A 22841-nucleotide genomic window follows, 5' to 3' on the forward strand; every position below is an offset into this window, starting at 1 on the left:
CCAGGGCATCAGGGCGACAGGCTCGGTGGGGGCGGGTGCGGCGTTACAGACTGAATGGGGTCTACGGACTGTCGGTTAAACCACCCGGGCCCGCAACAGGTCATGAATGTTCAGGGCACCGACCGCCCGGCCCTGGCCATCGACCACGATCAGGCCGGTGATCTTGTGGGTCTCCATCAGGCGCGCGGCTTCGACTGCCAGCTGGTCGGCACCGATGGTGCGCGGGTTGCGGGTCATCACATCGGCGATCTTCGCCGTGCGCACATCCAGTGCACTGTCCAGCGCACGGCGCAGGTCACCATCGGTGAACAGGCCGATCAGCACGCCGTCCGCGTCGACCACGGCGGTCATGCCGAGCCGTTTGCGGCTCATCTCCATCAGGGCTTCGCTGAGGCTGGCGTCGGCGCCGACGCTGGGCAGGTCTTCGCCGGTGTGCATGACGTCGGTGATGTGCAGCAGCAGGCGGCGGCCGAGGCTGCCGGCCGGGTGCGAGCGGGCGAAGTCATCGGCGGTGAAGCCGCGCGCGTCGAGCAGGGCCACCGCCAGCGCATCACCCATCGCCAGCGAGGCGGTGGTGCTGGAGGTCGGGGCCAGCGCCAGCGGGCAGGCCTCGGCCGGCACGCTGACGTCCAGATGGATGTCAGCGGCGGTGCCCAGGCTGGACTGCGGGCGCCCGGTCATGGAAATCAGCACGTTGCCCTGGCGCTTGAGCACCGGCAGCAGCATCAGCACCTCGTCCGACTCACCCGAATAGGACAGCGCCAGCACTACGTCGTCCTCGGTGATCATGCCGAGGTCGCCATGACCGGCCTCGCCAGGGTGCACGTAGAAGGCCGGGGTCCCGGTGGAGGCCAGGGTGGCGGCGATCTTGCGGGCGATATGCCCGGACTTGCCCATGCCGGTGGCGACCACCCGGCCGCGGCTGCCCAGGATCGCCTGGCAGGCCTGCTGGAAGGCCTCGCCGAGGCGGTCGGCCACGGCATCCAGCGCCTGCCGCTCGATCTCGAACACGCGGCGGCCACTGGCGACCAGGCCGGCAGGGTCGACGGAACGGGGGGGCAACAGGGATTCGGCCATGCGGACGCCACGCAGCGGAAGTAGAATGGACGTACATTTTATTAGGAAAGCCCGTTGGACGCCGACACCATCCGCAATCTGATCGAAACCGGCCTGCCCGGCGCCCGCGCCGACGTGCAGGGCGACGATGGCGTGCATTTCGAAGCGACCGTGGTCTGTGACGCCTTCGCCGGCAAGATGCCGCTGGCACGCCATCGCATGGTGTATGCCACTCTGGGCGACCTGATGGGCGGCGCGATCCACGCGCTGGCACTGAAAACCGTGACCCCGGCCGAAGCCGGCTGAACCGCAGAAGATCCCGAATACATGGCCAAGATCGTTGTGACCGGCGGCGCTGCGCTGCACGGTGAAGTGAGCATCTCCGGCGCCAAGAACGCCGTCCTCCCCATTCTCTGCGCGACCCTGCTGGCCGACGAGCCGGTGGAGATCACCAACGTGCCGCACCTGCACGACGTGGTCACCACCGTGAAGCTGCTGGGCGAACTGGGCGCGAAAGTGACCATCGACCAGGGCACCCTGTCGCGCGGCAGCGCGATCGTGGTCGACCCGCGTTCGGTCAACCAGCACGTGGCACCGTATGAGCTGGTCAAGACCATGCGCGCCTCGATCCTGGTGCTGGGCCCGCTGCTGGCCCGCTTCGGCGCGGCGGAAGTATCGCTGCCGGGCGGCTGCGCGATCGGTTCGCGTCCGGTCGACCAGCACATCAAGGGCCTGCAGGCCCTGGGTGCCGAGATCGTGGTCGAGAACGGCTTCATCAAGGCCACCGCCAAGCGCCTGAAGGGTGGGCACTTCACCTTCGACATGGTCAGCGTCACCGGCACCGAGAACGTGCTGATGGGCGCGGTGCTGGCTGAAGGCACCACCATCCTCGACAACTGCGCGATGGAACCGGAAGTGACCGATCTGGCGCACTGCCTGATCGCGCTGGGCGCGAAGATCGAAGGCCTGGGCACCGCCCGCCTGGTCATCGAAGGCGTCGAGCGCCTGTCCGGTGGCCGCCACGAAGTGCTGCCCGACCGCATCGAGACCGGCACCTTCCTGGTGGCCGCGGCGATGACCGGTGGCAAAGTCACGGTCAACCGTGCGCGCCCGAACACCATGGACGCAGTGCTGTCCAAGCTGGTCGAGGCGGGCGCGAAGATCGAGACCACCGAAGACACCATCACCCTGGACATGCAGGGCAAGCGACCGAAGGCGGTCAACCTCACCACCGCGCCGTACCCTGCGTTCCCGACCGACATGCAGGCGCAGTTCATGGCGCTCAACTGCGTGGCCGACGGCGTCGGCGTGATCAACGAAACGATCTTCGAGAACCGTTTCATGCACGTCAACGAACTGCTGCGGCTGGGCGCGGACATCCAGGTCGAAGGGCATACCGCCATCGTGCGTGGCAACGAACACCTGAGCGGCGCGCCGGTGATGGCCACCGACCTGCGTGCGTCGGCCTCGCTGATCCTGGCCGGGCTGATGGCCAGCGGCGACACCACCATCGACCGCATCTACCACCTTGATCGTGGCTACGAGAACATCGAAGAGAAGCTGTCTTCGCTCGGTGCCACCATCCGGCGCGTGCCATGATCCTGCGCGGCAGGTTCAGCCCGCGTCGCAAGGCGCTGCTGGTGCTGGTGCTGATCGTGCTGGCGTGGCTGGGCTATGCCTGGTACGCCAACCTGGCCATCACCCAGGGCATCGAGCAGAAAGATATGGACTGGAACGGCGACGGCACGGTCTCGCGTGACGAGATCATCCAGTCGTTCTATGCGGTGTCGGTCAATGACAACCAGGACGGCAGCCGCCATTGCCGGACCTTCGTCTGGCGCAGCACCGGCGAGCAGATCCGGGTGGATTGCCGGACCGAGTTCAAGCCGGCCGAGGAACAGAAGCCGGCTGAAGCGAAGAAATAAGAAAACGCCCGCGAAAGCGGGCGTTTCTTTTCGGTAGTGCCGGCCGCTGGCCGGCAACCCCATGAACCTCGCGGAGCATCGCGAAAATGCCGGCCAGCGGCCGGCACTACCGGATTGCTGGTCAGTTCATCGCCCTGATGGTCAGGTCCAGCGCATCGCGGCCGCTTTCACGCTGCAGCATGCGCGCCGGCACCGGGAACTCGGGCACGATCCAGGCGATCAGTTCCTTGTTGCCGTCGGCACGCGAGACCTTGGTGGCTTCATAGCTCTTGCCGCCCACGGTGATCGACTCCTTGCCGATCACGCGGTAGGTCATGTTCTTGATGCGGCCTTCGTCGACCATGCGATAGGTCAGCGGCTTGCCAGCAGCCAGGTCACGGGCGATCGCCAGGTTGATCAGCAACGCGTCCATGTCACCGGCCTTCAATGCGATCGGTCCGGCGCGGTCCGGCTTGATGTCGCCGGTCCAGGTGGCCTGGTTGCTGCTCCAGTTGTAGTTGGCCTGCACGTTGCGCTTCTTCACCAGCAGCGCAGAACGGTCCTGGCTGCTGAGCGGGCGCAGCTGGCCACGCACTTCCTCGAACACCGTGCTCTGGCTGAGATCGGCCAGCTGGTTCTTCACCTGCAGGCTGTAGCGCCACTTGTTGGCACCTTCGCTGGCCAGGGTCATGGTGCCGTTGGCCTGCATGCCCATGTAGCTGGCCAGGTAATCGGCCTTGAACGGTTCCAGCGCCATGGCCGGCAGGCTGGCCACGGTAAGTGCGGCCGCTGCGATCCAGGTGAGGGGGCGGGTCAGGGTGTTCATGCTCAGACTCCTTGGTATTCGATCAGGCGCAGATCGACGCGATCTTCGCCGTCTTCGCGTTGCAGGATGCGCACCGGGGTGGGGACACCGTTGGCGATCCAGAGAATGGTTTCGTTGTTGCCGCCGTTGGTCCGGTAGACCCGCAGCGCGTTGTAGGACAGGTCGCCGACCTCGACGTTCTCGGTCTGTGCTGCGGCCTGGTAGTCGTGCTGGCGGACCTTGCCCATGTCCACGTAGCGGTAGTGCATGGCGGCACCCGGGCGGGCATCGCGCATGATCGCCAGATTGATCAGCAGCGCACTCTGGTCACCGGCCTGCAGCGGGATCGGTTGCGCGCGTTCCTTCTTCACGTCACCGGTCCACTGTGCGGTGCCGGCCTGCCAGTTGTAGGTGCCCACGGCCTTCTTGCCGAGGAACAGGCCCTTGCGCACGGTGCTCTGGCTGAGCGGTGCATAGATGCCACCGCGCTCCTCGAACACCGTGCTTTGTTCGATGTTCAGGCCGAGCACGCTGGCGAAGCCGCGGCGACCGACCACCTGCATGTCCACCCGCCACTGGCTGCCGCCGGTATGGGTGACCTGCATGCTGGCATCGCCGGCCTCCTTGCCCTTGTAGAAGGCCTGGTAAGTGGCGCTGAACGGCTGCAGCGGCGGCGGCTCCCAGGCCAGCGCCGCCGGCATCGGTACGGCCGGTTCGGCGGGCGGCTGCACCACGGGCACTGGTGCTGGCGAAGCGGCAGGCGCCTGCGCCTGGCTCCAGCCCACGGCGGGAAGCACGGCAAGCGACAACAGCAGTGAAGTGGACAACAGGGTCGTGGTCTTCATGGAGGACAGGGACCGCAGGAGGAGGCAGGATGCCAGCCCCGCAGTCAGCGGGGCGTGTGCAAAGGGTTTACCGGTTCAGGTTACCGGCGGAATCTAGGGCCAATGGACTAAACAGGGGGTGACCGTCGAGCCAGGGTTGTCCCTCCCGTTCAGCCAGGCGGCCGCCGCACAGCAGCTGCAGCGTGGCGATCAGCAGCGGATGCTCCACCGCCAGCACGCGCGCGGCCAGGCTGTCCGCGTCATCGCCCGGCTGCACCGGGACACGCACCTGGGCCAGCACGGCGCCGGCGTCCAGCTCTGGCACCACCAGGTGCACGCTGGCACCGTGCTCGGCATCGCCGGCCTGCAGGGCCCGTGCATGCGTGTCCAGGCCCTTGTGCAGCGGCAGCAGCGACGGGTGGATGTTGACCAGGCGGCCATCGAAGCGCTGCACGAAGCCAGCGCCGAGAATGCGCATGTAGCCGGCACAGATGATCCAGTCCGGTGCGACCGCGGCCAGCGCATCACTCAGTGCCTGCTCGTAGGCGTCGCGGTCGCTGAATTCCTTTGGTGCATGCGCCCAGCGCAGTGCCGGTGCCACGCGTTGCAGCGCCTCCGCGGTGGGGCGATCGGAGAACACGCCGACCACTTCAGCCGGCAGGCGCCCGCTGCCGATGGCATCGAGGATGGCCTGCAGGTTGCTGCCGCGGCCAGAGGCGAGCACGGCGATACGGGTAGGGGTGGTCATTGCAGCGAACTCCGGCGGATCAGCGGCCAGGTCAGCAGGCTGCCCACGGTGGCCATCAGCATGTCGGCATGCGCGTCCCACATGTCGCCCTGCTGGCCGTTGTAGGCCTCGGCGGCATCCGGCGACAGGGCCAGCGCGATGGCCCACTCGAACCACTCGTAGACCAGGCTGGCACACATCACCGTCATCACCGCCAGGGTGAAGGCCTGGCCCACCCGCAGCGCCGGCCAGGCGTGGCGGGCCAGCTGCAGCAGGGCGGGGGTGAAGCAGACGCCGAACAGGAAGTGGATGAGGCGGTCGAAGTGATTGCGCTGCCAGCCGAACGCCGCGTTGGGCGACCAGCCGAACAACGCCTGCGACCACGCGTCATAGGGTACGTTGGAATACAGCCAGCGCGCTGCCACGCAGTGCAGGGCGATGAAGCCGCAGATCGCGATGAAGGCGCCATTGCCCAGCCAACCGCCACGACGGTCGACCCACAGCAGTGCGGCCAGGCCGATCACGGTCAGCGTGCTGTGCAGGGCTTGCTCGATCGGCCACAGCGGATGGATCCAGCTGATCGCGAACACCGCCAGTACGGCGGCGAAGGCCAGCTTCTTGGGGCCGGAGAAACGGTAGGCGCTTGCAGCGGCGGTGGTAGCGATGGCAGGCGAGGACATGTCGGGTCGATCGAAGGGGGATGGTTCGTCTGCCTGCCGGCTCAGACGCTGAGGTGGTCGCCGCGGTCGAACAGCGCAGCCATTTCCGGCTTGCCGAGGAACACCCATGCATAGGCGGCCAGCGCCATGCCCAGCGGACCGGCCAGCACCGCCAGCCACGCCGCGCGCCGGCACCAGGCCAGCCCGGTGCCGGCCGTCAACAGACGCGCGGTATGCAGCTGCACGAAGCCGAGCACGATGGCCAGCACGGCGATCGAGGCATAGACCGTGGTCAGCATCCAGGCATCGTCCAGCCCGCGCGAGTGGGCCACCCAGCCGCTGAGGCCGAGGAAGGCCACTGTGGCGACCCAATGGAAGCCGGCCAACGCGTAGAACAGCACTTTCAGCGTCTGCAGATGGCTGGTCAGCTGCAGCTGCGCCAGGGTCTGCCGCGGCAGCGGCGGCGGATTGCCGGAGGCGGTCATGCGGCCGCGGCAGGCAGGTCGAAGGCGGCCTTGACCTGCGGGCGCAGCAGGGTGATCAGGCTGAACACCCCCAGTACGGTGCCGACTGGCGCGAACAGGCAGGCCAGGCCGGCCACGATCAGGCACAGCAGGTAGCGGCGGCGACGGGTCAGGCAGCGGCCGGCATAGGCCACGAACGCGCCCAGGGTGACGCCACCGAACACGATGACGCAGCCGATGATGGTGAACATCCAGCCGAACAGGCGTTGCTCCGCAGGCGACGACGGCTGGCCGCCGGAATTCATCGGCAGGTTGCCGGTGAGCGCGGCGATGCCCAGCACGATGTGGATGATGAAGATCAGCGAGAACAGCGCGATCAGGCCGCCGACCACATAGTGCGCGATGGCCAGCATGCGCAGGTGGTCGGCATCCTGCGCACTGAACACCGGTACCGTCGCCAGCGGCGGCGGCACCGGAGCGGGCGACAAGGGGGGCGTTGCGTCCATGCGGGCTCCTGGGTTGCCGGGATCAGCCGATGTGGACGCGCTCGGCGCCGTCAGCGGTGACCACCTGGCCGATGGTCCAGTGGTCCAGGCCCTGGGCCTGGACAGCCTCGGATACGGCATCGACCTGGTCCGCTGCGACGATCAGCACGAAGCCGATGCCGCAGTTGAAGGTCCGCCACATCTCGCTGTCGGCCACCGCGCCTTCCTTCTGCAGCCACTGGAACACCGGCGGCAGGGTCCAGGACGAGGCCTGGATGTCCAGGCCGAGGCCTTCAGGTACCACGCGGATGATGTTCTCGGTCAGGCCGCCACCGGTGATGTGGGCCATGCCGTGGATAGCCGCGCCGTGCGACTTCAGCAGCGACAGGATCGGCTTGACGTACAGGCGGGTCGGCGCCATCAGCGCGTCGACCAGCTTCACGCCGCCCTCCAGCTCCAGCTCGGCCGGGCGGCCGGCGCGGTCATAGATGCGGCGGACCAGCGAGTAGCCGTTGGAGTGCGGGCCGGAGGAGGCGATACCGATCAGCACGTCACCGGCGGCGACGCTGGCGCCGTCCTTCAGCTCGCTCTTCTCGACCGCGGCCACCGTGAAGCCGGCCAGGTCGTACTCGCCCGGGGCATACATGTCGGGCATTTCAGCGGTTTCGCCGCCGATCAGCGCGCAACCGGCCTCGGTGCAGCCGTTGGCGATGCCGCCCACGACCGCCGCGGCGGTGTCGATGTCCAGCTTGCCGGTGGCGAAGTAGTCCAGGAAGAACAGCGGCTCGGCGCCCTGCACCAGCACGTCGTTCACGCACATGGCGACCAGATCGATGCCGATCGTATCGTGGCGGTTCAGCTGGTGGGCCAGCTTCAGCTTGGTGCCCACGCCGTCGGTTCCCGACACCAGTACCGGCTCGCGGTACTTGTTGGACAGGTCGAACAGGGCGCCGAAGCCACCCAGGCCGCCCATCACTTCCGGGCGGAAGCTGCGCTTGACCAGGGGCTTGATCCGCTCGACCAGCTCGTTGCCGGCGTCGATGTCGACACCCGCATCACGGTAGGTGAGGGGGGAAGGGGCGGAAGACGGGGTGTTGGTCACGGGCGTCGGCGCTGGCAGGGGTTGAACGGGCGATTTTAACAGGCCGCATTGGCGCAAAGGCCGTATTCGGGCAACAATTCCCCCGGATACGTCGAGCCAATGGATGTCCTGATGCGCCGCAGCCTGATTTTGACCCTGCTCCTTGCGCTGAGCCTGCCGGTGGCCACGATGGCCCAGAGCGGCCTTCGCACCGAGGGTGATGTCGCCACCGCCAGTGGCGCGTACGAGGCCGAAGTGCCCGTCAACAGCCAAGCCGAGGCCGATCGCAACGGCGCCCTGGCCCGCGCCCTGAGCGTGGTGCTGGGCAAGTTGTCCGGCGACCGCAACGCCATGTCCCGCCCCGGCGTGGTGCAGGCGCTGCGCAATGCCAAGGATTACGTGGCCAGCTACGACTACAAGCAGGACCAGAGCGTGGGCGCCGGCGGCGCCCCAAGCTTCCGGACGCTGCTGGTCGCCCGCTTCCGCGAGGATGATGTTGATTCGCTGGTGTCGGCGCTGGGCCTGCCGCTGTGGCCGCAGCCGCGGCCGAAGCCGGTGCTGTGGCTGGCCGTCGACGACGGCAGCGGCCCGCGCCTGGTCAGCGTGCAGCAGGCCAACGCCGCGCGCCCGCTGCTGAACCGCGCCATAGAACGCGGCTACAAGCTGGGCCTGCCCAGCGGCGGTGCCGCCGAGCAGGCCCTGGCCGGTGCCATCTGGCGCCAGGACAGCGCCGCGGTGGCCCGCGCCTCCTCGCGCTACTCGCCGCCGATGCAGCTGATCGGCAAGCTGTACCGCGCCAATGGCGGCTGGCAGGCGGACTGGGTGTTCGTCGACAACGGCCGTGAACTGAACAAGTGGACCAGCAAGGACGCCAACGCCATGCGTGCGATGGCCGCCGGTGCCGACGGCGCCGCCGACGCGCTGGTCAAGCGCTATGCCAAGGCCGGCGTGGCCACCGGCCAGGCCGGGACCTACCGCGTGGTGGTGACCGGCATCAACAGCGCCGACGACTACCTGCGCCTGGCCGCTGGCCTGCGCGAGGTGCCGGTGGTGCGCAACGTCACCCCGCTGCATGCCTCGGCCGGCCAGCTGGAGCTGAGCCTGGAGATGACCACCGGCCTGGCCGGCTTCAATCGCATGCTCGGCGACGGTGGCGTGCTGGTGCCGAGCGCACCGCTGCCGGCCCTGCCGACGCCGATCGATGACACCACCGGTACCCCGGTGGCCCCGCCTGTCAGCAACGAGTACCGCCTGCGATGACCCTGACCCCGGAAGCGGAAATCGCGCAGTTCCTGCGCCGGCTGAAGTACATCCTGTTCGCCGGCCTGATCGGCTGGATCGTCTGGCTGCTGGCCCCGATCCTGACTCCGTTCGTGCTGGCGTTGGCACTGGCCTGGCTGGGCGACCCGCTGGTGGACCGCATCGAGGCCACCGGCCGCTCGCGCATGACCGGCGTGGTGCTGGTGTTCGCGGCGATGGTGCTGGTGATCGTGGCGCTGCTGCTGGTGCTGGTGCCGATGATCGAGCGCCAGATCACCACCCTGATCGCGGTTGCGCCGCAGGCGCAGGCGTGGCTGATGGAAAAGGGCATTCCCTGGTTCGAGCAGAAGACCGGTCTGGAAGTGATGCAGTGGATGGATCCGGACCGCCTGATCGAATGGGTGCGCAGCCACTGGCAGCAGGCGGGCGGCTTTGCCACCACGTTCATGGGTTACGTCTCGCGCTCGGGCTTTGCGATGGTGACCTGGGTGGTCAACATCCTGCTGCTGCCGATCCTGGCGTTCTACTTCCTGCGTGACTGGGACAAGCTGGTCGAGCGGGTCGCGTCGGTGATCCCGCGCAACCAGATCGGCACCATCTCCGCACTGGCACGCGAATCCAACGAAGTGCTCGGTGCGTTCATCCGCGGGCAGTTCCTGGTGATGCTGGCACTGGGCGTGATCTATGCCGGTGGCCTGTCGCTGGTCGGCCTCAAGCTGGGCCTGTTGATCGGACTGATTGCCGGCCTGATCAGTTTCATTCCCTACCTGGGCGCGACTACCGGCATCCTGATGGCCATCGTCGCCGCGCTGGTGCAGGCGCAGGGCTTCGACCTGAAGCTGCTGATCCTGGTCGGCGTGGTGTTCACCGTGGGCCAGTTGCTGGAAAGCTACGTGCTGACCCCGCGCATCGTCGGCGACAAGATCGGCCTGCACCCGGTAGCGGTGATCTTCGCAGTGATGGCCGGTGGCCAGCTGTTCGGCTTCCTTGGCATGCTGCTGGCGCTGCCGGTGGCAGCGGTGACCAACGTGCTGCTGCGCTACGCGCACCAGCGTTATCGCCAGAGCGAGCTGTACGTGGGTGAGAAGCCGGCGATCGTGCTTGATGGCGTGGTCGATGCCCCCCATATCATCATTCCGAACGACAAGGGCCCCGACCTGAAGTGATGGGTGTGCCGCAACTGCCGCTGGCCCTGCATTACCCGAGGGACCAGCGCCTGGAGACATTCATCGGCGCGCCGGATGGCGCGCTGGCGCAGCTGCGTGCGATCGCGGTCGGCGCCAGCCACGATTGGATCTACCTGGAAGGCGCGGCGGGCACGGGCAAGACCCACCAGGCGCTGGCGATGTGCTCCAGCGCCGAGCAGGCCGGGCGACTGCCGACCTACGTACCGCTGGCCAGCGCCGCCGGCCGCGTACGCGCGGCGTTGGATGGGCTTGAGGCGCGCGAGCTGGTGGCGCTGGACGGCCTGGACGAGGTCGCCGGCAACCGCGAGGACGAGATCGCGCTGTTCGATTTCCACAACCGCGCGCGCGCTGCGGGCGTGACCGTGCTGTACACCGCGCAGAAGGCGCCGGAAGAACTGGGCCTGGTACTGCCCGACCTGCGTTCGCGGCTGGGCCAGTGCGTGCGTGTGCTGCTGCAGCCGCTGGACGAGGAAGGGCGGGCAGCGGTGCTGCGCGAGCGTGCGCTGCGGCGTGGCCTGGCCATCGACGAAGCGTCCATCGAGTGGCTGCTGTCGCACACCGGGCGCGAGCTGGGTGGGTTGATCACGCTGCTGGACTGGCTGGACCGGGAGTCGCTGGCGGCGAAGCGGCGGATCACCGTGCCGTTCCTGCGCCAGGTGCTGGAAGAAGGCCGGCCGCGTTACTGAGGGGTGTGGTTCGGCAGGGCTGCGCCCTGCACCCGCCGAAGCCAGGGCAACGTCAACTTCAACGTCAACAGCAAAAGCTCGCTATCCGTGGGATGGCGGGGTGGCTCAGGTTGCGGGGGACGGCGCAAGTACGTCCCTGTAGCCTCGGTCGCGCCATCCATGGCGCTCACGCCCCCGCAACCTGAGCCACCCCGCCTTCGACAGGTTCCCGCGATCTGCCGTGTCGGCGTTCTGCACTGTTGTTGGGGGGTGTCGACCTTGGTCGACACGTGTCTTGCTTGTGGTGGGTGACGACCGTTGGTCGTCACCAGAGCAAGCGCAGCGAAGCGACCCGCTTTTGCTTTTCTTTTTCTTTTCCGTGGTTGGACGCACACGGAAACTGTCAGAGGCCGGGCGGGGTGGGTTGCGCAGGGGCGTGAGCCGCATGGATGCGGCGACCGAGCTTACATGGACGTACTTGCAGCGTCCCCTGCGCAGCCCATCCCGCCCGGCCAAGCAAGGCTTCTGCTTCAGATGCGACCAACCACGAGGGGCTCAGCCGTTCGCAGCCAACTCAACATCCAACGCACGCAGGCGATCAACGGTGCCGACATCGGTCCAGCGCCCGCGATGGTGCTGACCGCTCATCAACCCCTGCGCCATGAAATGCTTCTGCAGCGGCACCACCGAGAACTTCGGCGGCATCCGCTCGCTGCCCGGCGCATCGCCGATCACCGTGCGCCAGTCGGCCACGACGGAAGGGCGATACACGCCGATGCCGGCATAGGTCAGGCACGGTCCTTCGCGGTCGTGGTGCAGCAGCCCCTGCGCATCGAGGCGGTAGTCACCTTCGGGGTGCTGAACCGGATTGTCGACCAGCACCAGGTGCGCCTGGCCCTGCGGCTCGCGCGGCAGCGTGGCGAAATCGAAATCGGTCCAGATGTCGCCGTTCACGACCAGGAACGGGGCGTCGCCCAGCACCGGCAATGCGTTGAGGATGCCGCCGCCGGTTTCCAGCGGGGTCGGCCCTTCGTACAGGAAATGCAGTTGCAGGCCCCATTGGCTGCCATCCCCCAGCGTCGCGGGGAACTGCTCGGCCAGCCATGCGGTGTTGACCACCACCTCGCGCACACCCAATGCCGCGAGGCGCTCCAGGTGCCAGACGATCAGCGGCTTGCCGGCCACTTCCAGCAGCGGCTTGGGCGTGTGCAGGGTCAGCGGGCGCATGCGCTCGCCCAGGCCGGCGGCAAAGACCAGTGCTTTCATCGGGCCACGCGCATCGGTGCCGCCAGCTCGGCCAGCGCCGGCTTGATGCGGTCTTCGAGCAGCAGCTGCAGCGGCGCCAGTTCGCGGTAGCGCGGCAGCACTTCATCCAGATAGGTGATGAAGCGCGGCGCGTCGTCGAGGTAATGGCCCTTGTTGTCGCGATAGCGCAGGCGGCAGAACAGGCCGAGGATCTTCACGTGGCGCTGGATGCCCATCCAGTCTGCATCGCGCAGGAAGGTGGCGCGGTCGGGCACCGGCAGGCCAGCGCTGCGCGCACGCTCGTGGTACTGCGCCAGCCACTCGTCCACGCGCTGCAGTGGCCAGCTCAGGAATGCGTCCTTGAACAGGCTCATCGCGTCGTAGGCGATCGGACCACGCACCAGGTCCTGGAAATCCAGCACCGCCGGACCGTCGTCGACCGGCATGAGGTTGCGCGGCATGTAATCGCGATGGGTCAGCAGCTGCGCCTGGCCCAGGGCGTTATCCATCAACCGGCGGTGTACCAGCTGCAGGCCTTCGATCTCGCCGCAGTCCAGCTCCAGGTGGAGGTGGCGCTGCAGGAACCATTCGTCGAACAGGCCGGCATCGCGTTGCAGCAGCGCTTCACCGAACTGGCCGAAGTCGGCCGGCACCGGGATCGCCTGCAGGCGCAGCAGCTGTTCGATCGAACGGCCGAACCATTCGTCAGCGTTGCGCTCGTCGAGGATCTTCGCCAGGGTCGGGCCGCCGAGATCTTCCAGCAGCAGGAAGCCGGCATCCAGATCCTGTGCCAGCAGCGCGGGCACGCGCAGGCCGTTGTCGTGCAGCAGGCCGCGCATGCGTAGCCACGGGCGCGGATCTTCCAGCCCCGGCGGGGCGTCCATCACGATGTGGCTGCCGCGCGTGCTGGTGGTGCGCCAGTAGCTGCGCATGCCGGCATCGACCGAAGCGCGTTCGACCACCGCACTGGAATCATCGAGCTGGGTACGGGCCCACTGCAGGCGCTGCGCGCTGCGCTGGGGATCGGAGGCGGGTTCGGTCATGCAGGCATATCCGGGCGCGCCGGGCGCGCCAACGTCGGCAACAGGAAAGGAAGGAGGGGCAGGGTCAGCGGCGACCGCTGAACAGACGCAGGATCGCCAGCACGACGACGGCGCCCACCACCGCACCGAAGAAACCGGCCGGCTCACCGGCGGCGTACCAGCCCATGTACTGGCCGAACCAGCCGGCCAGCAGCGCACCGAGGATGCCCAGTACGATGGTCAGCAGGCAGCCCATGCGGTTGTTGCCGGGCATGAAGAAACGCCCGAGCAGGCCGACGAAGAAGCCGACCAGGATGATGTAGAGCCAGCTGCTGCTGCCGAACAGACCATTCATGCGTGCGATTTCCACCAAGAGTGGACGCAGCCTAGCAAGGCCAGGCTGCGTCCGTCACGGTGTGCCGGATTCAGCAGCAGCCGTGGTCGCCGTGGCGGGTGCCGCTGTCGGCAGCCACCGGCGAACCGCTGGTCTCGCCACGCAGGCTGGCGGCATAGTGCTCGCTGATCACCTTGGACACGCAGGACGTGACCTTCTTGCCCATCGGGATGTGCAGGAACTCGTTCGGGCCGTGCGCATTGGAGTGCGGGCCGAGCACGCCGGTGATCATGAACTGGGCGCCCGGGAATTTCTCACCCAGCATGCCCATGAACGGGATCGAGCCGCCTTCGCCCATGTACATCGCCGGCTTGCCGAAGAAGGCCTGGCTGGCGTCGTCGATGGCCTGGGTCAGCCACGGTGCCATGGCCGGGGCGTTCCAGCCGGTGGAGGCCTTTTCCAGGTCCAGGGTGACCTGGGCGCCGTTCGGCGGATCGCGCAGCAGGGCTTCCTTCAGCAGTTCGCCGCAGGTCTTGCCGTCGGCGGTTGGCGGCAGGCGCAGCGACAGCTTCACCGAGGTCTGCGGGCGCAGCACGTTGCCGGCCGATTCCAGTGCCGGCATGCCACCCACGCCGGTGACCGACAGCGCCGGGCGCCAGGTGCGGTTGAGCACCAGCTCGGTCAGGTCCTCGTTCATCGGACGCAGGCCGTCGACCATCGGGAATTTCTCGAAGATCTCGGTATCGACCACTTCGGCGGCGCGCTTGGCCTGCGCCTGGCGCTCGGCCGGAATTTCAACGTTCATGCCGTCGATCAGGATGCGGCCGGTGTCCTGGTCCTCGATGCGCGACAGCAGCTGGCGCAGCAGGCGGAAGCTGGACGGCACCACGCCGGAGGCATCGCCGGAATGCACGCCTTCGTTGAGCACCTTCACGGTGAAATTGCCGCCGGTCAGGCCGCGCAGCGAGGTGGTGCACCACAGCTGGTCGTAGTTGGCGCAGCCCGAATCCAGGCACACCACCAGCGACGGCTTGCCGATGCGGTCGGCCAGGTGGTCGACGTAGGCCGGCAGGTCGTAGCTGCCCGACTCTTCACAGGCTTCGATCAGCACCACGCAGCGGGCGTGCGGCAGGCCCTGGGCCTGCAGCGCCAGCACGGCGGCCAGCGAGCCGAAGATTGCGTAGCCGTCGTCCGCACCGCCGCGGCCATACAGCTTGTCGCCGCGCAGGACCGGGGTCCACGGGCCAAGGTCGTCGTCCCAGCCGGTCATTTCCGGCTGCTTGTCCAGGTGGCCGTAGAGCAGGATGGTGTCGTCGCCGGTTTCGGCGCCGGTAGCCGGGATTTCCAGGAAGATCAGCGGGGTACGGCCTTCCAGGCGGACCACTTCAACCTTCAGGCCGGGCAGCTGCTGGGCCTTGGCCCAGTTCTCCATCAGCGTGACCGCCTGTTCCATGTAGCCGTTCTGCACCCAATTGGCGTCGAACATCGGCGACTTGTTGGGAATGCGGATGTAGTCGACCAACTGCGGGACGATTTCGCTGTCCCACTTGTCATTGACGAATTGGCCGAGCTTGGCGCTGTCCATCTGAAACTCCGGTTGCATGGGCTGATCCGGCCATTCTACGCCTGTGGCCCGGGTAGGGTTTTTCCTACATCACGTCGGGTATTTGGCTGGCTTTTAGAAATCCAGGAAACCGATAGGCTGTGTGCATGTGGTGACGGACACTGTTCCTACCGACGGGATTGCCGGTCGGGACGGCCAGAATCACAAGGAGATACACGTCGTGCCTTGGAGTGTCGTGTTGAGGGCACTGGTGCTGGTCATGTGGATCGCTGGGGCGCATGCCGCCGAACCGATCGACATCAACCGCGCCGATGTCCAGGCGCTGCAGCAGGGATTGACGATGGTCGGAGCCGCCAAGGCCGAGGCGATCGTCGAGCACCGGCGCAGACACGGCCCGTTTCATCGCGTCGAGGACCTGACGCAGGTGAAGGGGATAGGGAAAGCAATCGTCGAACGGAATCGACAGCGGATCACCGTAGGCAACAGGTTGTTGCCGGCGGATCCGGTACCCGGATCGGTACCGGTGCGAACCGTACCCAGGCGTTGACAGCAGGAATCGTCGGAACCGGCAGGAAGCTGGTTCACCGGTCGCGGACAGGAAGGCCGTGACCACCGACCGCCGCAGGACGCGGCACCAATCACCAGGATGGTGGCATCACAGACCTGTGGAAGGGGCTGAGATACAAGCAGGACAGACGCGGCCGCGTGCAGGATGCAACGCTACCCCCACAGCGCAGGATGCGAGGGGGCGGCAGCAGGCCGACAAGGACGTAACGATTGCCCGGTACGACACATGGCTGTGTCGCCGGGCAGTTTCATTTCCGGCGCCTGGTTTTGCCGCGGCCACCACAGGCCGATGGTGTACGGTGGCCGCTCCGCATGGAAAGGACACCCGCTGGATGCTTCTGCACCGCCCCACCACCCTGATGCTCGCCCTTGCACTGGCGTTGCCGCTGCTGGCCCATGCCGCTGCGCCGGCGTCGGCTGCCAAACCTGCAGCTGCCGCAGCCAGCACCGCCGAAGTGCGCGGACCGACCGACCTGAAGCCGGGCGAGTACCTGTGGCATCCGGAAATCTCGCCGACCGGACCGATCGTGCTGGTGGTCAGCCTCGATGAACAGCGCGCCTACGTGTACCGCAACGGCATTGCCATCGGCCTGACCACGATCAGCTCGGGCAAGGCCGGGCACGAGACGCCAACGGGTGTGTTCACCATCCTGCAGAAGGACAAGGACCACAAGTCCAACCTCTACAACAGCGCGCCGATGCCGTACATGCAGCGGCTGACCTGGGACGGCATCGCCCTGCATGGCGGCAGCCTGCCCGGGCATCCGGCCTCGCACGGCTGCGTGCGGCTGCCGCAGGCTTTCGCGCAGAAGCTGTTCAGTGAAACCCAGCGCGGCGACACCGTGGTCGTGGCCGATGCCAAGAGCTCGCCGATGACCCTGGCCTATCCGTCGGTGCTGGCGCCGGTCAACGCGCGCGGCCAGGCCCTGCCGGAGACCGAGGGTGGGGCGCCGGTGCAGGCCTGGTGGAACGACAGCGCGGCGCCGGCGGGGCAGGTCGGCATCCTGGTCAGCCTGCACGACCAGCGCCTGTACGTGCTGCGCGATGGCGTGATGATCGGCGAGTCGCCACTGAAGGCCGACGCCCTGCCGGCCTTCCAGGGCACCACGCTGTTCGTGATGGGGCAGGGTTACAGCGACACACCCAGCCCGCTGGACGTGAACCAGCGCCTGCACCAGTGGACGGCCTATCCGCTGCTGGGCCAGGACCGTGCCCAGGCCACCCCGGACCTGCTGGCCACGCCCTCGCTGCCGATGGCGCTGCCGGCCGATTTCGCCCGCCAGCTGTACCAGGTGCTGGTGCCGGGCACGACCCTGCTGGTGACCTCGCTGCCGGCGGTCCGCCCAAGCCCGGCTGAATCCGGAATGCAGCCGGTCTTGGAATCCGAGCCGCCAGGGTCCACCCTCAAGGGCAACTGAGTCCCCCCTGTTGTGCCCATGACTGCATCCCGCCTGTGCCGGCTGGCCGCGTTCGGCCTGCTGGCGACCTCGGCCAGCGCCCCGGCGCTGGCACAGACGCCCGCCCTTGCCACCAGCGCCGATGATCTGGCTGCCTTGCTGTCGCGCAGTGCGCCCAAGGCCGACCGCCACGTGTTGCAGTTGGCGGCGCACGCCATGCGCTGCGCGCTGCAGCGGCCGGAGCTGGGCATCAATGGCGATCGCCTCAGCGTGATCGACTATTCGCGGCCGTCCACCGAGCCGCGCCTGTGGGTGTTCGACCTGGCCCACCAGCGCCTGCTGTTCGAGGAATGGGTGGCGCATGGCCGCAACAGCGGCGAGAACCGCACTGAGCACTTCTCGAACCGCGATGGCAGTTTCATGTCCAGCCTCGGCGCGTTCACCGCGCAGGAGACCTACATGGGCGGCAACGGCTATTCGCTGCGCCTGGCCGGGCTGGAACCGGGCTTCAACGACCGCGCGCGTGACCGAGCCATCGTCATCCATGGTGCGCCGTACGTGAACCCGGCTACCGCGCAGCTGCAGGGGCGGCTGGGCCGCAGCCTGGGTTGCCCGGCGGTGCGGCTGTCGGTGGCCAAGCCGCTGATCGATGCGTTGCGTGGCGGCACGATGGTGTTTGCTTACTACCCCGACCAGGATTGGTTGAAGCACTCGCAGCTGCTGGCCGGCGAGTGCGGTGGCCAGGGCACGCTCGCCACGCGGTGATGCACGACGGCGCGCGGCATGATGCAATGCGCGGATGAACATCGACTCCCTGCTGCACACTCCGAGCCAGGTGATCTCCAGCCTGGACTACCGCCGCGAACGTTGGCGGAATGGACTTGGCTGGACCCGCGAGATCCTGCGCCTGCCGGCGCAGGGCGATGACTGGGCGCTGCGCCTGTCGGTGGCCGAGATCGAGCAGGATGCCGCGTTCTCTGCCTTCCCCGGCGTGGAGCGTGAGCTGGTGCTGCTGCAGGGCAATGGTGTGCGTCTTCGCTTCGACGCTGGCCGTGTGGCCGAGGTGCTGCCACCGCACGGGCGCGTGCGTTTTGCCGGTGAGGAAGCGCTGCACGGCGAACTGGTCGATGGCACCACCCACGACTTCAACCTGATGTGGAAGCGCGAGCTGCTGCAGGCCGAGCTGCTGCACCGGCCGCTGGTGGGCGCCATGTTCTTCTTCTGCGAACCGGGTGTGGCCTGGGCGCTGCATCTGCTGGCAGGTCAGGCGGAGTTTGGTGCCGACAGTGGCCTGCCGGCGCTGCAGGCGGGCGATACCGCGTGGTTGGCGGCCGGTGAGCGGCAACGGCATGCGCTGCAGGGAGGCGGCGAGTTGTTGGCGATACGGGTCAGCGCGGCAATGGCGGCATGACCGTGTAGTCGAGCCGTGCGTGAATGCGGCCACCGACACCGCGTCACGGTGCGAACCAAGGTTCGCACCCACCAGAAGGCGGCGACCTCAATACACATCGCGCCGGTAACGACTGGCCAGCAGCAGCGCTTCCTTGCCCGCGGCACCCAGCACCTGCTCGATCACTGCATCCACCGCCGGGGCCATGCCCTGCAGGCTGCCGCAGACCAGGATCGTCGCGCCTTCATCGACCCACTGGCGAAGCGTTGCCGCTTCGGCCAGCAGCCGGTCTTGTACATAGCGGTGCGCGTCGCCATCGCGGCTGAACACCGCATCCAGCCGCGCCAGCCTGCCGTCGGCCAGCATCGCCTGCAGTTCTTCACCGAAGTGGAAGTCGTGCGCGGCGGTGCGCTCACCGAACAGCAGCCAGGTGCGCCGTGCACCATTGCGCGTGCGTTCGTGCAGGTGCGCGCGCAGGCCGGCGATGCCGGTGCCATTGCCGATCAGCAGCAGCGGCACGTCGGCGGCCACGCCGTGGAAATTGTCGTTGCGGCGCAGGCGCAGCTGCACCGCTTCTCCGATGGCTGCGTAGTCGCACAGCCAGCCGCTGCCGATGCCGGGCGTGCCATCGGCGCGCAGCTGACGGCGCAGCAGCAGCTCGACCGCACCGTCGGTCATCACCGAGGCGATCGAGTACTCGCGATGCGGCAATGGCTGCAGGGTCGCCAGCAACGCAGGCAGGTCGCCCGGTGGAACCAGCGAAGGCAGGTGCGAGCGTGCGACACGGGCCAGCAGTGTCTGCCCGTCATCCAGCATGGTGTCCGCATCGAATCGTTGTGCGTCCAGCCAGGCACGCACGGTGTGCGATGCATGCTGCGGACCAATCTCGGCGATGTCGCCGGCCTGCCACTGCACGTCGACGCCAGCGGGAGGCTGCAGGCGCAACCAGTACACCGGGCCGCCGGGGCTGCCCGGGTTCAGGTGCTCGCGTTGCAGCAGCGTCCACGGTTGGTACTCGGCCGGGCTCCAGTCCGGCAGTTCGCTGGCACCACCACCGAGTAGACCCAGCAACTGCTGCCAATGACGCAGCGCCGCCGGATCGGCGTTGTCGACTTCGATCGCATCGAACAGCGGATGCGCACCGTGCTGGCGCAGCCACTGGTCGAGCTGGTGGCCGAATCCGCAGAAGTGGCCATAGCTGCGATCACCCAGAGCCAGCACGCCGTAGTGCAGGTGCTGCAGCGGCGGCGGTATGGTCATCACCCCGCGCAGGAAGGGCAGGGCATGGTCGGGCGGGTCCCCTTCGCCGGTGGTACTGGCGATGAACAGCGCGCGCTGGCTGCTGGCCAGCAGCGCCGTGTCCACTTCGTGCAGGCCGCGCACGCGTACCGGCAGGCCGGCAGCGCGCAGGGCCTCGGCGCTTCGCTCGGCCAGCTCACGCGCGAAGCCGGTCTGGCTGGACCAGACCAGCAAGATCGGTGGGGTGTCTCCGGTTGCGGCATCGTCGCGCGCGCGCCCGCGCCACCACAGGGCCGCGCAGGCCAGCGCATACAGCGCCGTGGCGAGCACTGCGATCTGCGATTGCCGCGCCGGCGGCGCGCCCTGCCACCAGGCCTCGCCCAGGTGCAGGCGCAACAGCACCCAGCCGATCACTGCCAGCAGGAACAGCACCAGAGCGTTGCCGAGCCACGCGCGCGACGGACGGGTGCTCATGCGCCCTGCTCGTCGAGCAGGTGCTGGAAGGCGCTGCTGAGGAATTCGCGTGGACCATCCGCTGCGCGTTGCAGGTAGCGCGCAGCCAGTCCTTCGCGCTCGGCCAGTGCCATGCCCGCGTCACGGCCGAGCACGGTCAGTGCCGTGGCCCAGGCATCGGCGTGCATCGCATCGTCGGCCACCACGGTTACCGCAGCCGCAACCTGGCGCACCGGTATGCCGGTACGTGGGTCGAGACTGTGGCTGTAGGCCTCGCCATCGGCCTGGTACTGATGCCAGCGATCGCCGGAGGTGGCCACCGCCTTGCCGTCCAGCGCCAGCACCCGTGGCGGGGTATCAGTGTGCGCGTCTTCTTCGGGTGCGGACTCCACCAGCACCCGCCACGGCTGGCCGTCCGGCTTGCGGCCGTAGCCGGCCAGTTCGCCGCCGACTTCGATCAGCGCAGCAGAGATACCCTGTCCACGCAGCCAGGCAGCGACGTGATCGACGCCGAAGCCCTTGGCGATAGCAGAGAGATCCAGTTCCAGCCCGCCCGGTTGCAGCAGCGCATCGTCCTGCCACTGCAAGCGCTGCCAACCGCAGCGATCGCGCGTGGCCTGCAGGCGTGCGGGATCGGGCTGAGTGCGTTCACCGGCGTGTGCGCCGAAACCCCACAGCGCCACCAGCGGGCCGATGGTGGGATCGAAGGCGCCGCCACTGGCGGAAGCGATGGCCTGTGCGCAGGCCAGAACGTGGCGGGTCTCGGCCGGCAGCACGCACCATTGGCCAGCGTCGGCGCGGTTGTAGCGGCTCAGATCCGAACCGTGTTCCCAGGTGCTCATCTGCGCGACCACCTCATCCAGCCGCGCTTGGATGCCGGCATGCAGCGGATGCAGGTCGCGCTGGGGCGGCGCGACCAGCGACACGCTCCAGGTGGTGCCCATGGTGGTGCCACCGAGGCGGGCGATGTCGAGCAGGAGATCGGTCATGGTGGTGTGCTGTAGATGCGATGCCGGGTCTGCCCGGCATCGCGGTCCACGTCATTACTGCGGCAGCACTTCCAGCGTGGCGACGTAGCTGAGGCGGCGCTTGGCGGCCTGCTTCACCGACGTCTTGTTGTCCTCGGTGCCGGTTTCCAGCCAGTACATGCCGGCTTCCGGCCAGGTCACCTTGATCTCGCCCTTGGCATCGCTGGTGACCTTCAGCTCGTCCTGCGCGTTGCGGTAGCGGGTGGCACCACGCACGATCTCGAACTCCAGGCCGGCGGCCGGCTTGCCGTCGACCAGTACCCGGAAGGTGGCTTCCTCGCCGGCGAACAGATCATTCGGGTGGCCGACGGCGACCAGCTCGATGCCACGATTGGTCGGCTTCAGCGCGGTGTCGTTCGGCGCGCCGTTGGTGACGAAGGTTTCCACGCGGCCCACCGACTGGCTCACTTCCAGCTTCTTCGCATCCTTGGGAAGTTCGCCGAAGGTGGCGGCGGTACCACGCCAGCGCTTGCGCTCGCCGTTCTGCTCGTAGGTGGCAAACAGGCCGTCATTGACCGACGCGATGCGGTAAGTGCCCTGCTGCTTCAGCTCGACATCGAACACGCTGCGGTACTTGCCGGTGGCGGCGTTCTGCGCCTGCACGGTGCTGCCATCCGGCGCGGTGATCACCACCGACTCCAGGCGCAGCGGCACGTGATTGAAATAGAACAGGTCATTGGAGACCGCACCGTCGACGGTGATCCACGGCGCGTTGCCGGCGATCACGGTCTGCGAGGGCAGCAGCCATGCCTTGTGGGCCAGGGCCGAGAACGGAAGGGCAGCGGCCAGAGCGGCGGCGAGGACGAGCGTGCGCTTCATGCGGAAGACTCCAGGGGTGGTGGTGGGGTCAGAGCCCTTCCTGCGGAAGGGATCCGACCCCAAGGGTGCTGCGATGGGGTCGGATCCCTTTCCAGCGGAAAGGGCTCTGACCCCGGCTCAGGCAATTACGGTTTGACGGCGAGGGTGACCTGGCCCAGTTCGGTGGCGCCCTGCGCCTTGCCGTTCTGTGCGGCGGTGGCCGGCCAGGTGAAGGGGATCTTCAGCAGTTCACGGCCGCCGACTTCGCGCACCGCTTCCACCACCAGGGTGTAGTTGCCCGGGGCCAGTTGCTTCAGTGCCGGCTGCTTGTCGTTGAACGACAGCGCGTGCTTGCCGGCCGGGCGGGTCGGGCCGGTCACGCCGTCCACCGGCACCTGCAGGGTGCGGCCGCTCTTGCGCCACCACTGGCGCAGGTCGGGCAGCCACTTGGTGCCATGGCCTTCGCTGTTGCTGGTCTGCTGATACCAGACCGACAGGTTGGCCGCGACCTTCTGGTCGGCGCCTTCCAGCCACACCGCCACATACGGGCGGTGGTACTCGGCCACGTTGAGCTTGGGAACTTCGACGTTGATGTCGAGGGTGGTGGCGTAAGCCGGCGAGGTGGCCAGCAGGCCGCTGAGGGCGATGGTCAGGGTGACGCGCATGGGGCGGCTCCGGAAACGAAGG

The 22841-nt window shown here is 67.7% G+C and carries 26 protein-coding genes; 10 read left to right on the plus strand and 16 right to left on the minus strand.

Going from position 1 to position 22841, the window contains the following annotated elements:
• Positions 1-75: 75 nt before the first annotated feature.
• Positions 76-1077 carry a KpsF/GutQ family sugar-phosphate isomerase gene (locus tag DI041_RS07755; protein ID WP_136640036.1) on the minus strand — a complete coding sequence of 334 codons (1002 nt, stop codon included), beginning with the start codon at positions 1075-1077 and terminating at the stop codon, positions 76-78.
• A 54-nt stretch (positions 1078-1131) separates the two neighbouring features.
• On the opposite strand from DI041_RS07755, the gene DI041_RS07760 reads away from it, so the two are divergent.
• The 3 genes from DI041_RS07760 to DI041_RS07770 are packed head-to-tail and all read left to right on the plus strand — an operon-like array spanning position 1132 to position 2981.
• The gene (locus DI041_RS07760; RefSeq protein WP_012510288.1) at positions 1132-1362 is read left to right on the plus strand and encodes a BolA family protein; all 231 of its coding nucleotides are present in this window, start codon (positions 1132-1134) and stop codon (positions 1360-1362) included.
• Positions 1363-1383: 21 nt separating this feature from the next.
• A complete protein-coding gene (murA, locus tag DI041_RS07765) occupies positions 1384-2655 on the plus strand; it encodes a UDP-N-acetylglucosamine 1-carboxyvinyltransferase (protein WP_136640037.1) in 1272 nt (423 codons plus the stop codon).
• Positions 2652-2981 (plus strand): hypothetical protein, encoded by a 330-nt coding sequence (locus DI041_RS07770; protein ID WP_046982513.1) that lies wholly within the window; start codon positions 2652-2654, stop codon positions 2979-2981. Before murA ends, DI041_RS07770 begins: the two co-directional genes overlap by 4 nt.
• Before the next feature lie 121 nt (positions 2982-3102).
• Here DI041_RS07770 and DI041_RS07775 read toward each other — a convergent pair whose 3' ends face one another.
• The 7 genes from DI041_RS07775 to purM form a co-directional block, all read right to left on the minus strand.
• Positions 3103-3786: a DUF3108 domain-containing protein gene (locus DI041_RS07775; RefSeq protein ID WP_046982514.1), complete on the minus strand. Its 684-nt coding sequence runs from the start codon at positions 3784-3786 to the stop codon at positions 3103-3105.
• A gap of 2 nt (positions 3787-3788) precedes the next feature.
• Positions 3789-4610 carry a DUF3108 domain-containing protein gene (locus DI041_RS07780; protein ID WP_136640038.1) on the minus strand — a complete coding sequence of 274 codons (822 nt, stop codon included), beginning with the start codon at positions 4608-4610 and terminating at the stop codon, positions 3789-3791.
• A gap of 67 nt (positions 4611-4677) precedes the next feature.
• Positions 4678-5337 carry a phosphoribosylglycinamide formyltransferase gene (purN, locus tag DI041_RS07785; protein ID WP_136640039.1) on the minus strand — a complete coding sequence of 220 codons (660 nt, stop codon included), beginning with the start codon at positions 5335-5337 and terminating at the stop codon, positions 4678-4680.
• Entirely contained in the window at positions 5334-5996 is a 663-nt protein-coding gene (locus DI041_RS07790) for a DUF2238 domain-containing protein (protein ID WP_136640040.1), read from the minus strand. Before DI041_RS07790 ends, purN begins: the two co-directional genes overlap by 4 nt.
• A gap of 41 nt (positions 5997-6037) precedes the next feature.
• Entirely contained in the window at positions 6038-6460 is a 423-nt protein-coding gene (locus DI041_RS07795; RefSeq protein WP_136640041.1) for a hypothetical protein, read from the minus strand.
• Positions 6457-6945 (minus strand): hypothetical protein, encoded by a 489-nt coding sequence (locus DI041_RS07800; RefSeq protein ID WP_136640042.1) that lies wholly within the window; start codon positions 6943-6945, stop codon positions 6457-6459. Before DI041_RS07800 ends, DI041_RS07795 begins: the two co-directional genes overlap by 4 nt.
• 22 nt (positions 6946-6967) lie before the next feature.
• A complete protein-coding gene (gene purM, locus DI041_RS07805; protein WP_136640043.1) occupies positions 6968-8026 on the minus strand; it encodes a phosphoribosylformylglycinamidine cyclo-ligase in 1059 nt (352 codons plus the stop codon).
• Between the two features lie 99 nt (positions 8027-8125).
• Here purM and DI041_RS07810 point away from each other — a divergent pair, with 99 nt between their 5' ends.
• Genes DI041_RS07810 through hda form a run of 3 tightly spaced genes read left to right on the plus strand, consistent with a single transcriptional unit; the run spans position 8126 to position 11138 of the window.
• Entirely contained in the window at positions 8126-9265 is a 1140-nt protein-coding gene (locus DI041_RS07810) for a DUF2066 domain-containing protein (protein WP_046982521.1), read from the plus strand.
• Positions 9262-10431 (plus strand): AI-2E family transporter, encoded by a 1170-nt coding sequence (locus tag DI041_RS07815; protein ID WP_046982522.1) that lies wholly within the window; start codon positions 9262-9264, stop codon positions 10429-10431. Before DI041_RS07810 ends, DI041_RS07815 begins: the two co-directional genes overlap by 4 nt.
• Complete coding sequence (gene hda, locus DI041_RS07820; RefSeq protein WP_046982523.1) at positions 10431-11138, plus strand: DnaA regulatory inactivator Hda; 708 nt, start codon at positions 10431-10433, stop codon at positions 11136-11138. Before DI041_RS07815 ends, hda begins: the two co-directional genes overlap by 1 nt.
• Before the next feature lie 534 nt (positions 11139-11672).
• On the opposite strand, the gene murU is transcribed toward hda, so the two are convergent.
• From murU to DI041_RS07840, 4 genes are all read right to left on the minus strand, one after another.
• Positions 11673-12383 (minus strand): N-acetylmuramate alpha-1-phosphate uridylyltransferase MurU, encoded by a 711-nt coding sequence (gene murU, locus DI041_RS07825; protein ID WP_136638368.1) that lies wholly within the window; start codon positions 12381-12383, stop codon positions 11673-11675.
• Entirely contained in the window at positions 12380-13405 is a 1026-nt protein-coding gene (locus DI041_RS07830; RefSeq protein WP_136638369.1) for an aminoglycoside phosphotransferase family protein, read from the minus strand. The genes murU and DI041_RS07830 overlap by 4 nt, the downstream gene beginning before the upstream one ends.
• A gap of 64 nt (positions 13406-13469) precedes the next feature.
• Positions 13470-13739: a GlsB/YeaQ/YmgE family stress response membrane protein gene (locus DI041_RS07835; RefSeq protein ID WP_088024918.1), complete on the minus strand. Its 270-nt coding sequence runs from the start codon at positions 13737-13739 to the stop codon at positions 13470-13472.
• Between the two features lie 70 nt (positions 13740-13809).
• Positions 13810-15303 carry a M20 family metallopeptidase gene (locus tag DI041_RS07840; protein WP_136638432.1) on the minus strand — a complete coding sequence of 498 codons (1494 nt, stop codon included), beginning with the start codon at positions 15301-15303 and terminating at the stop codon, positions 13810-13812.
• A 214-nt stretch (positions 15304-15517) separates the two neighbouring features.
• Here DI041_RS07840 and DI041_RS07845 point away from each other — a divergent pair, with 214 nt between their 5' ends.
• From DI041_RS07845 to DI041_RS07860, 4 genes are all read left to right on the plus strand, one after another.
• On the plus strand, positions 15518-15829 hold the full coding sequence (locus DI041_RS07845) for a ComEA family DNA-binding protein (protein WP_248298439.1): 312 nt from the start codon (positions 15518-15520) through the stop codon (positions 15827-15829).
• A 352-nt stretch (positions 15830-16181) separates the two neighbouring features.
• The gene (locus tag DI041_RS07850) at positions 16182-17267 is read left to right on the plus strand and encodes a L,D-transpeptidase (protein ID WP_136638370.1); all 1086 of its coding nucleotides are present in this window, start codon (positions 16182-16184) and stop codon (positions 17265-17267) included.
• 18 nt (positions 17268-17285) lie between these two features.
• Positions 17286-18011, plus strand: coding sequence for a murein L,D-transpeptidase catalytic domain family protein (locus tag DI041_RS07855; RefSeq protein ID WP_012510304.1), 726 nt, complete (start codon positions 17286-17288; stop codon positions 18009-18011).
• A 34-nt stretch (positions 18012-18045) separates the two neighbouring features.
• Positions 18046-18657, plus strand: coding sequence for a HutD/Ves family protein (locus DI041_RS07860; RefSeq protein ID WP_046987127.1), 612 nt, complete (start codon positions 18046-18048; stop codon positions 18655-18657).
• Between the two features lie 87 nt (positions 18658-18744).
• Here the strand turns inward: DI041_RS07860 and DI041_RS07865 are convergent, their stop codons facing one another.
• From DI041_RS07865 to DI041_RS07880, 4 genes are all read right to left on the minus strand, one after another.
• Complete coding sequence (locus DI041_RS07865) at positions 18745-20349, minus strand: sulfite reductase subunit alpha (protein ID WP_136638371.1); 1605 nt, start codon at positions 20347-20349, stop codon at positions 18745-18747.
• Complete coding sequence (locus tag DI041_RS07870; RefSeq protein WP_046987129.1) at positions 20346-21317, minus strand: FAD:protein FMN transferase; 972 nt, start codon at positions 21315-21317, stop codon at positions 20346-20348. The genes DI041_RS07865 and DI041_RS07870 overlap by 4 nt, the downstream gene beginning before the upstream one ends.
• Positions 21318-21371: 54 nt before the next feature.
• Entirely contained in the window at positions 21372-22175 is an 804-nt protein-coding gene (locus DI041_RS07875) for a DUF4198 domain-containing protein (protein WP_046987130.1), read from the minus strand.
• Between the two features lie 125 nt (positions 22176-22300).
• Positions 22301-22819 carry a DUF2271 domain-containing protein gene (locus DI041_RS07880; protein ID WP_004147429.1) on the minus strand — a complete coding sequence of 173 codons (519 nt, stop codon included), beginning with the start codon at positions 22817-22819 and terminating at the stop codon, positions 22301-22303.
• Positions 22820-22841: the final 22 nt, after the last annotated feature.

This window comes from Stenotrophomonas maltophilia (assembly GCF_004920835.1).
Taxonomy (GTDB): Bacteria; Pseudomonadota; Gammaproteobacteria; order Xanthomonadales; family Xanthomonadaceae; genus Stenotrophomonas; species Stenotrophomonas maltophilia_AQ.

Bases quoted from the DNA above. Each gene is read 5' to 3' on its own strand.
- DI041_RS07755 (WP_136640036.1), bottom strand. From the start codon at position 1,077: ATGGCCGAATCCCTGTTGCCCCCCCGTTCCGTCGACCCTGCCGGCCTG.
- murA (WP_136640037.1), top strand. From the start codon at position 1,384: ATGGCCAAGATCGTTGTGACCGGCGGCGCTGCGCTGCACGGTGAAGTG.
- DI041_RS07770 (WP_046982513.1), top strand. From the start codon at position 2,652: ATGATCCTGCGCGGCAGGTTCAGCCCGCGTCGCAAGGCGCTGCTGGTG.
- DI041_RS07775 (WP_046982514.1), bottom strand. From the start codon at position 3,786: ATGAACACCCTGACCCGCCCCCTCACCTGGATCGCAGCGGCCGCACTT.
- DI041_RS07780 (WP_136640038.1), bottom strand. From the start codon at position 4,610: ATGAAGACCACGACCCTGTTGTCCACTTCACTGCTGTTGTCGCTTGCC.
- purN (WP_136640039.1), bottom strand. From the start codon at position 5,337: ATGACCACCCCTACCCGTATCGCCGTGCTCGCCTCTGGCCGCGGCAGC.
- DI041_RS07790 (WP_136640040.1), bottom strand. From the start codon at position 5,996: ATGTCCTCGCCTGCCATCGCTACCACCGCCGCTGCAAGCGCCTACCGT.
- DI041_RS07795 (WP_136640041.1), bottom strand. From the start codon at position 6,460: ATGACCGCCTCCGGCAATCCGCCGCCGCTGCCGCGGCAGACCCTGGCG.
- DI041_RS07800 (WP_136640042.1), bottom strand. From the start codon at position 6,945: ATGGACGCAACGCCCCCCTTGTCGCCCGCTCCGGTGCCGCCGCCGCTG.
- DI041_RS07810 (WP_046982521.1), top strand. From the start codon at position 8,126: ATGGATGTCCTGATGCGCCGCAGCCTGATTTTGACCCTGCTCCTTGCG.
- DI041_RS07815 (WP_046982522.1), top strand. From the start codon at position 9,262: ATGACCCTGACCCCGGAAGCGGAAATCGCGCAGTTCCTGCGCCGGCTG.
- hda (WP_046982523.1), top strand. From the start codon at position 10,431: ATGGGTGTGCCGCAACTGCCGCTGGCCCTGCATTACCCGAGGGACCAG.
- murU (WP_136638368.1), bottom strand. From the start codon at position 12,383: ATGAAAGCACTGGTCTTTGCCGCCGGCCTGGGCGAGCGCATGCGCCCG.
- DI041_RS07830 (WP_136638369.1), bottom strand. From the start codon at position 13,405: ATGACCGAACCCGCCTCCGATCCCCAGCGCAGCGCGCAGCGCCTGCAG.
- DI041_RS07835 (WP_088024918.1), bottom strand. From the start codon at position 13,739: ATGAATGGTCTGTTCGGCAGCAGCAGCTGGCTCTACATCATCCTGGTC.
- DI041_RS07840 (WP_136638432.1), bottom strand. From the start codon at position 15,303: ATGGACAGCGCCAAGCTCGGCCAATTCGTCAATGACAAGTGGGACAGC.
- DI041_RS07850 (WP_136638370.1), top strand. From the start codon at position 16,182: ATGCTTCTGCACCGCCCCACCACCCTGATGCTCGCCCTTGCACTGGCG.
- DI041_RS07855 (WP_012510304.1), top strand. From the start codon at position 17,286: ATGACTGCATCCCGCCTGTGCCGGCTGGCCGCGTTCGGCCTGCTGGCG.
- DI041_RS07860 (WP_046987127.1), top strand. From the start codon at position 18,046: ATGAACATCGACTCCCTGCTGCACACTCCGAGCCAGGTGATCTCCAGC.
- DI041_RS07865 (WP_136638371.1), bottom strand. From the start codon at position 20,349: ATGAGCACCCGTCCGTCGCGCGCGTGGCTCGGCAACGCTCTGGTGCTG.
- DI041_RS07870 (WP_046987129.1), bottom strand. From the start codon at position 21,317: ATGACCGATCTCCTGCTCGACATCGCCCGCCTCGGTGGCACCACCATG.
- DI041_RS07875 (WP_046987130.1), bottom strand. From the start codon at position 22,175: ATGAAGCGCACGCTCGTCCTCGCCGCCGCTCTGGCCGCTGCCCTTCCG.
- DI041_RS07880 (WP_004147429.1), bottom strand. From the start codon at position 22,819: ATGCGCGTCACCCTGACCATCGCCCTCAGCGGCCTGCTGGCCACCTCG.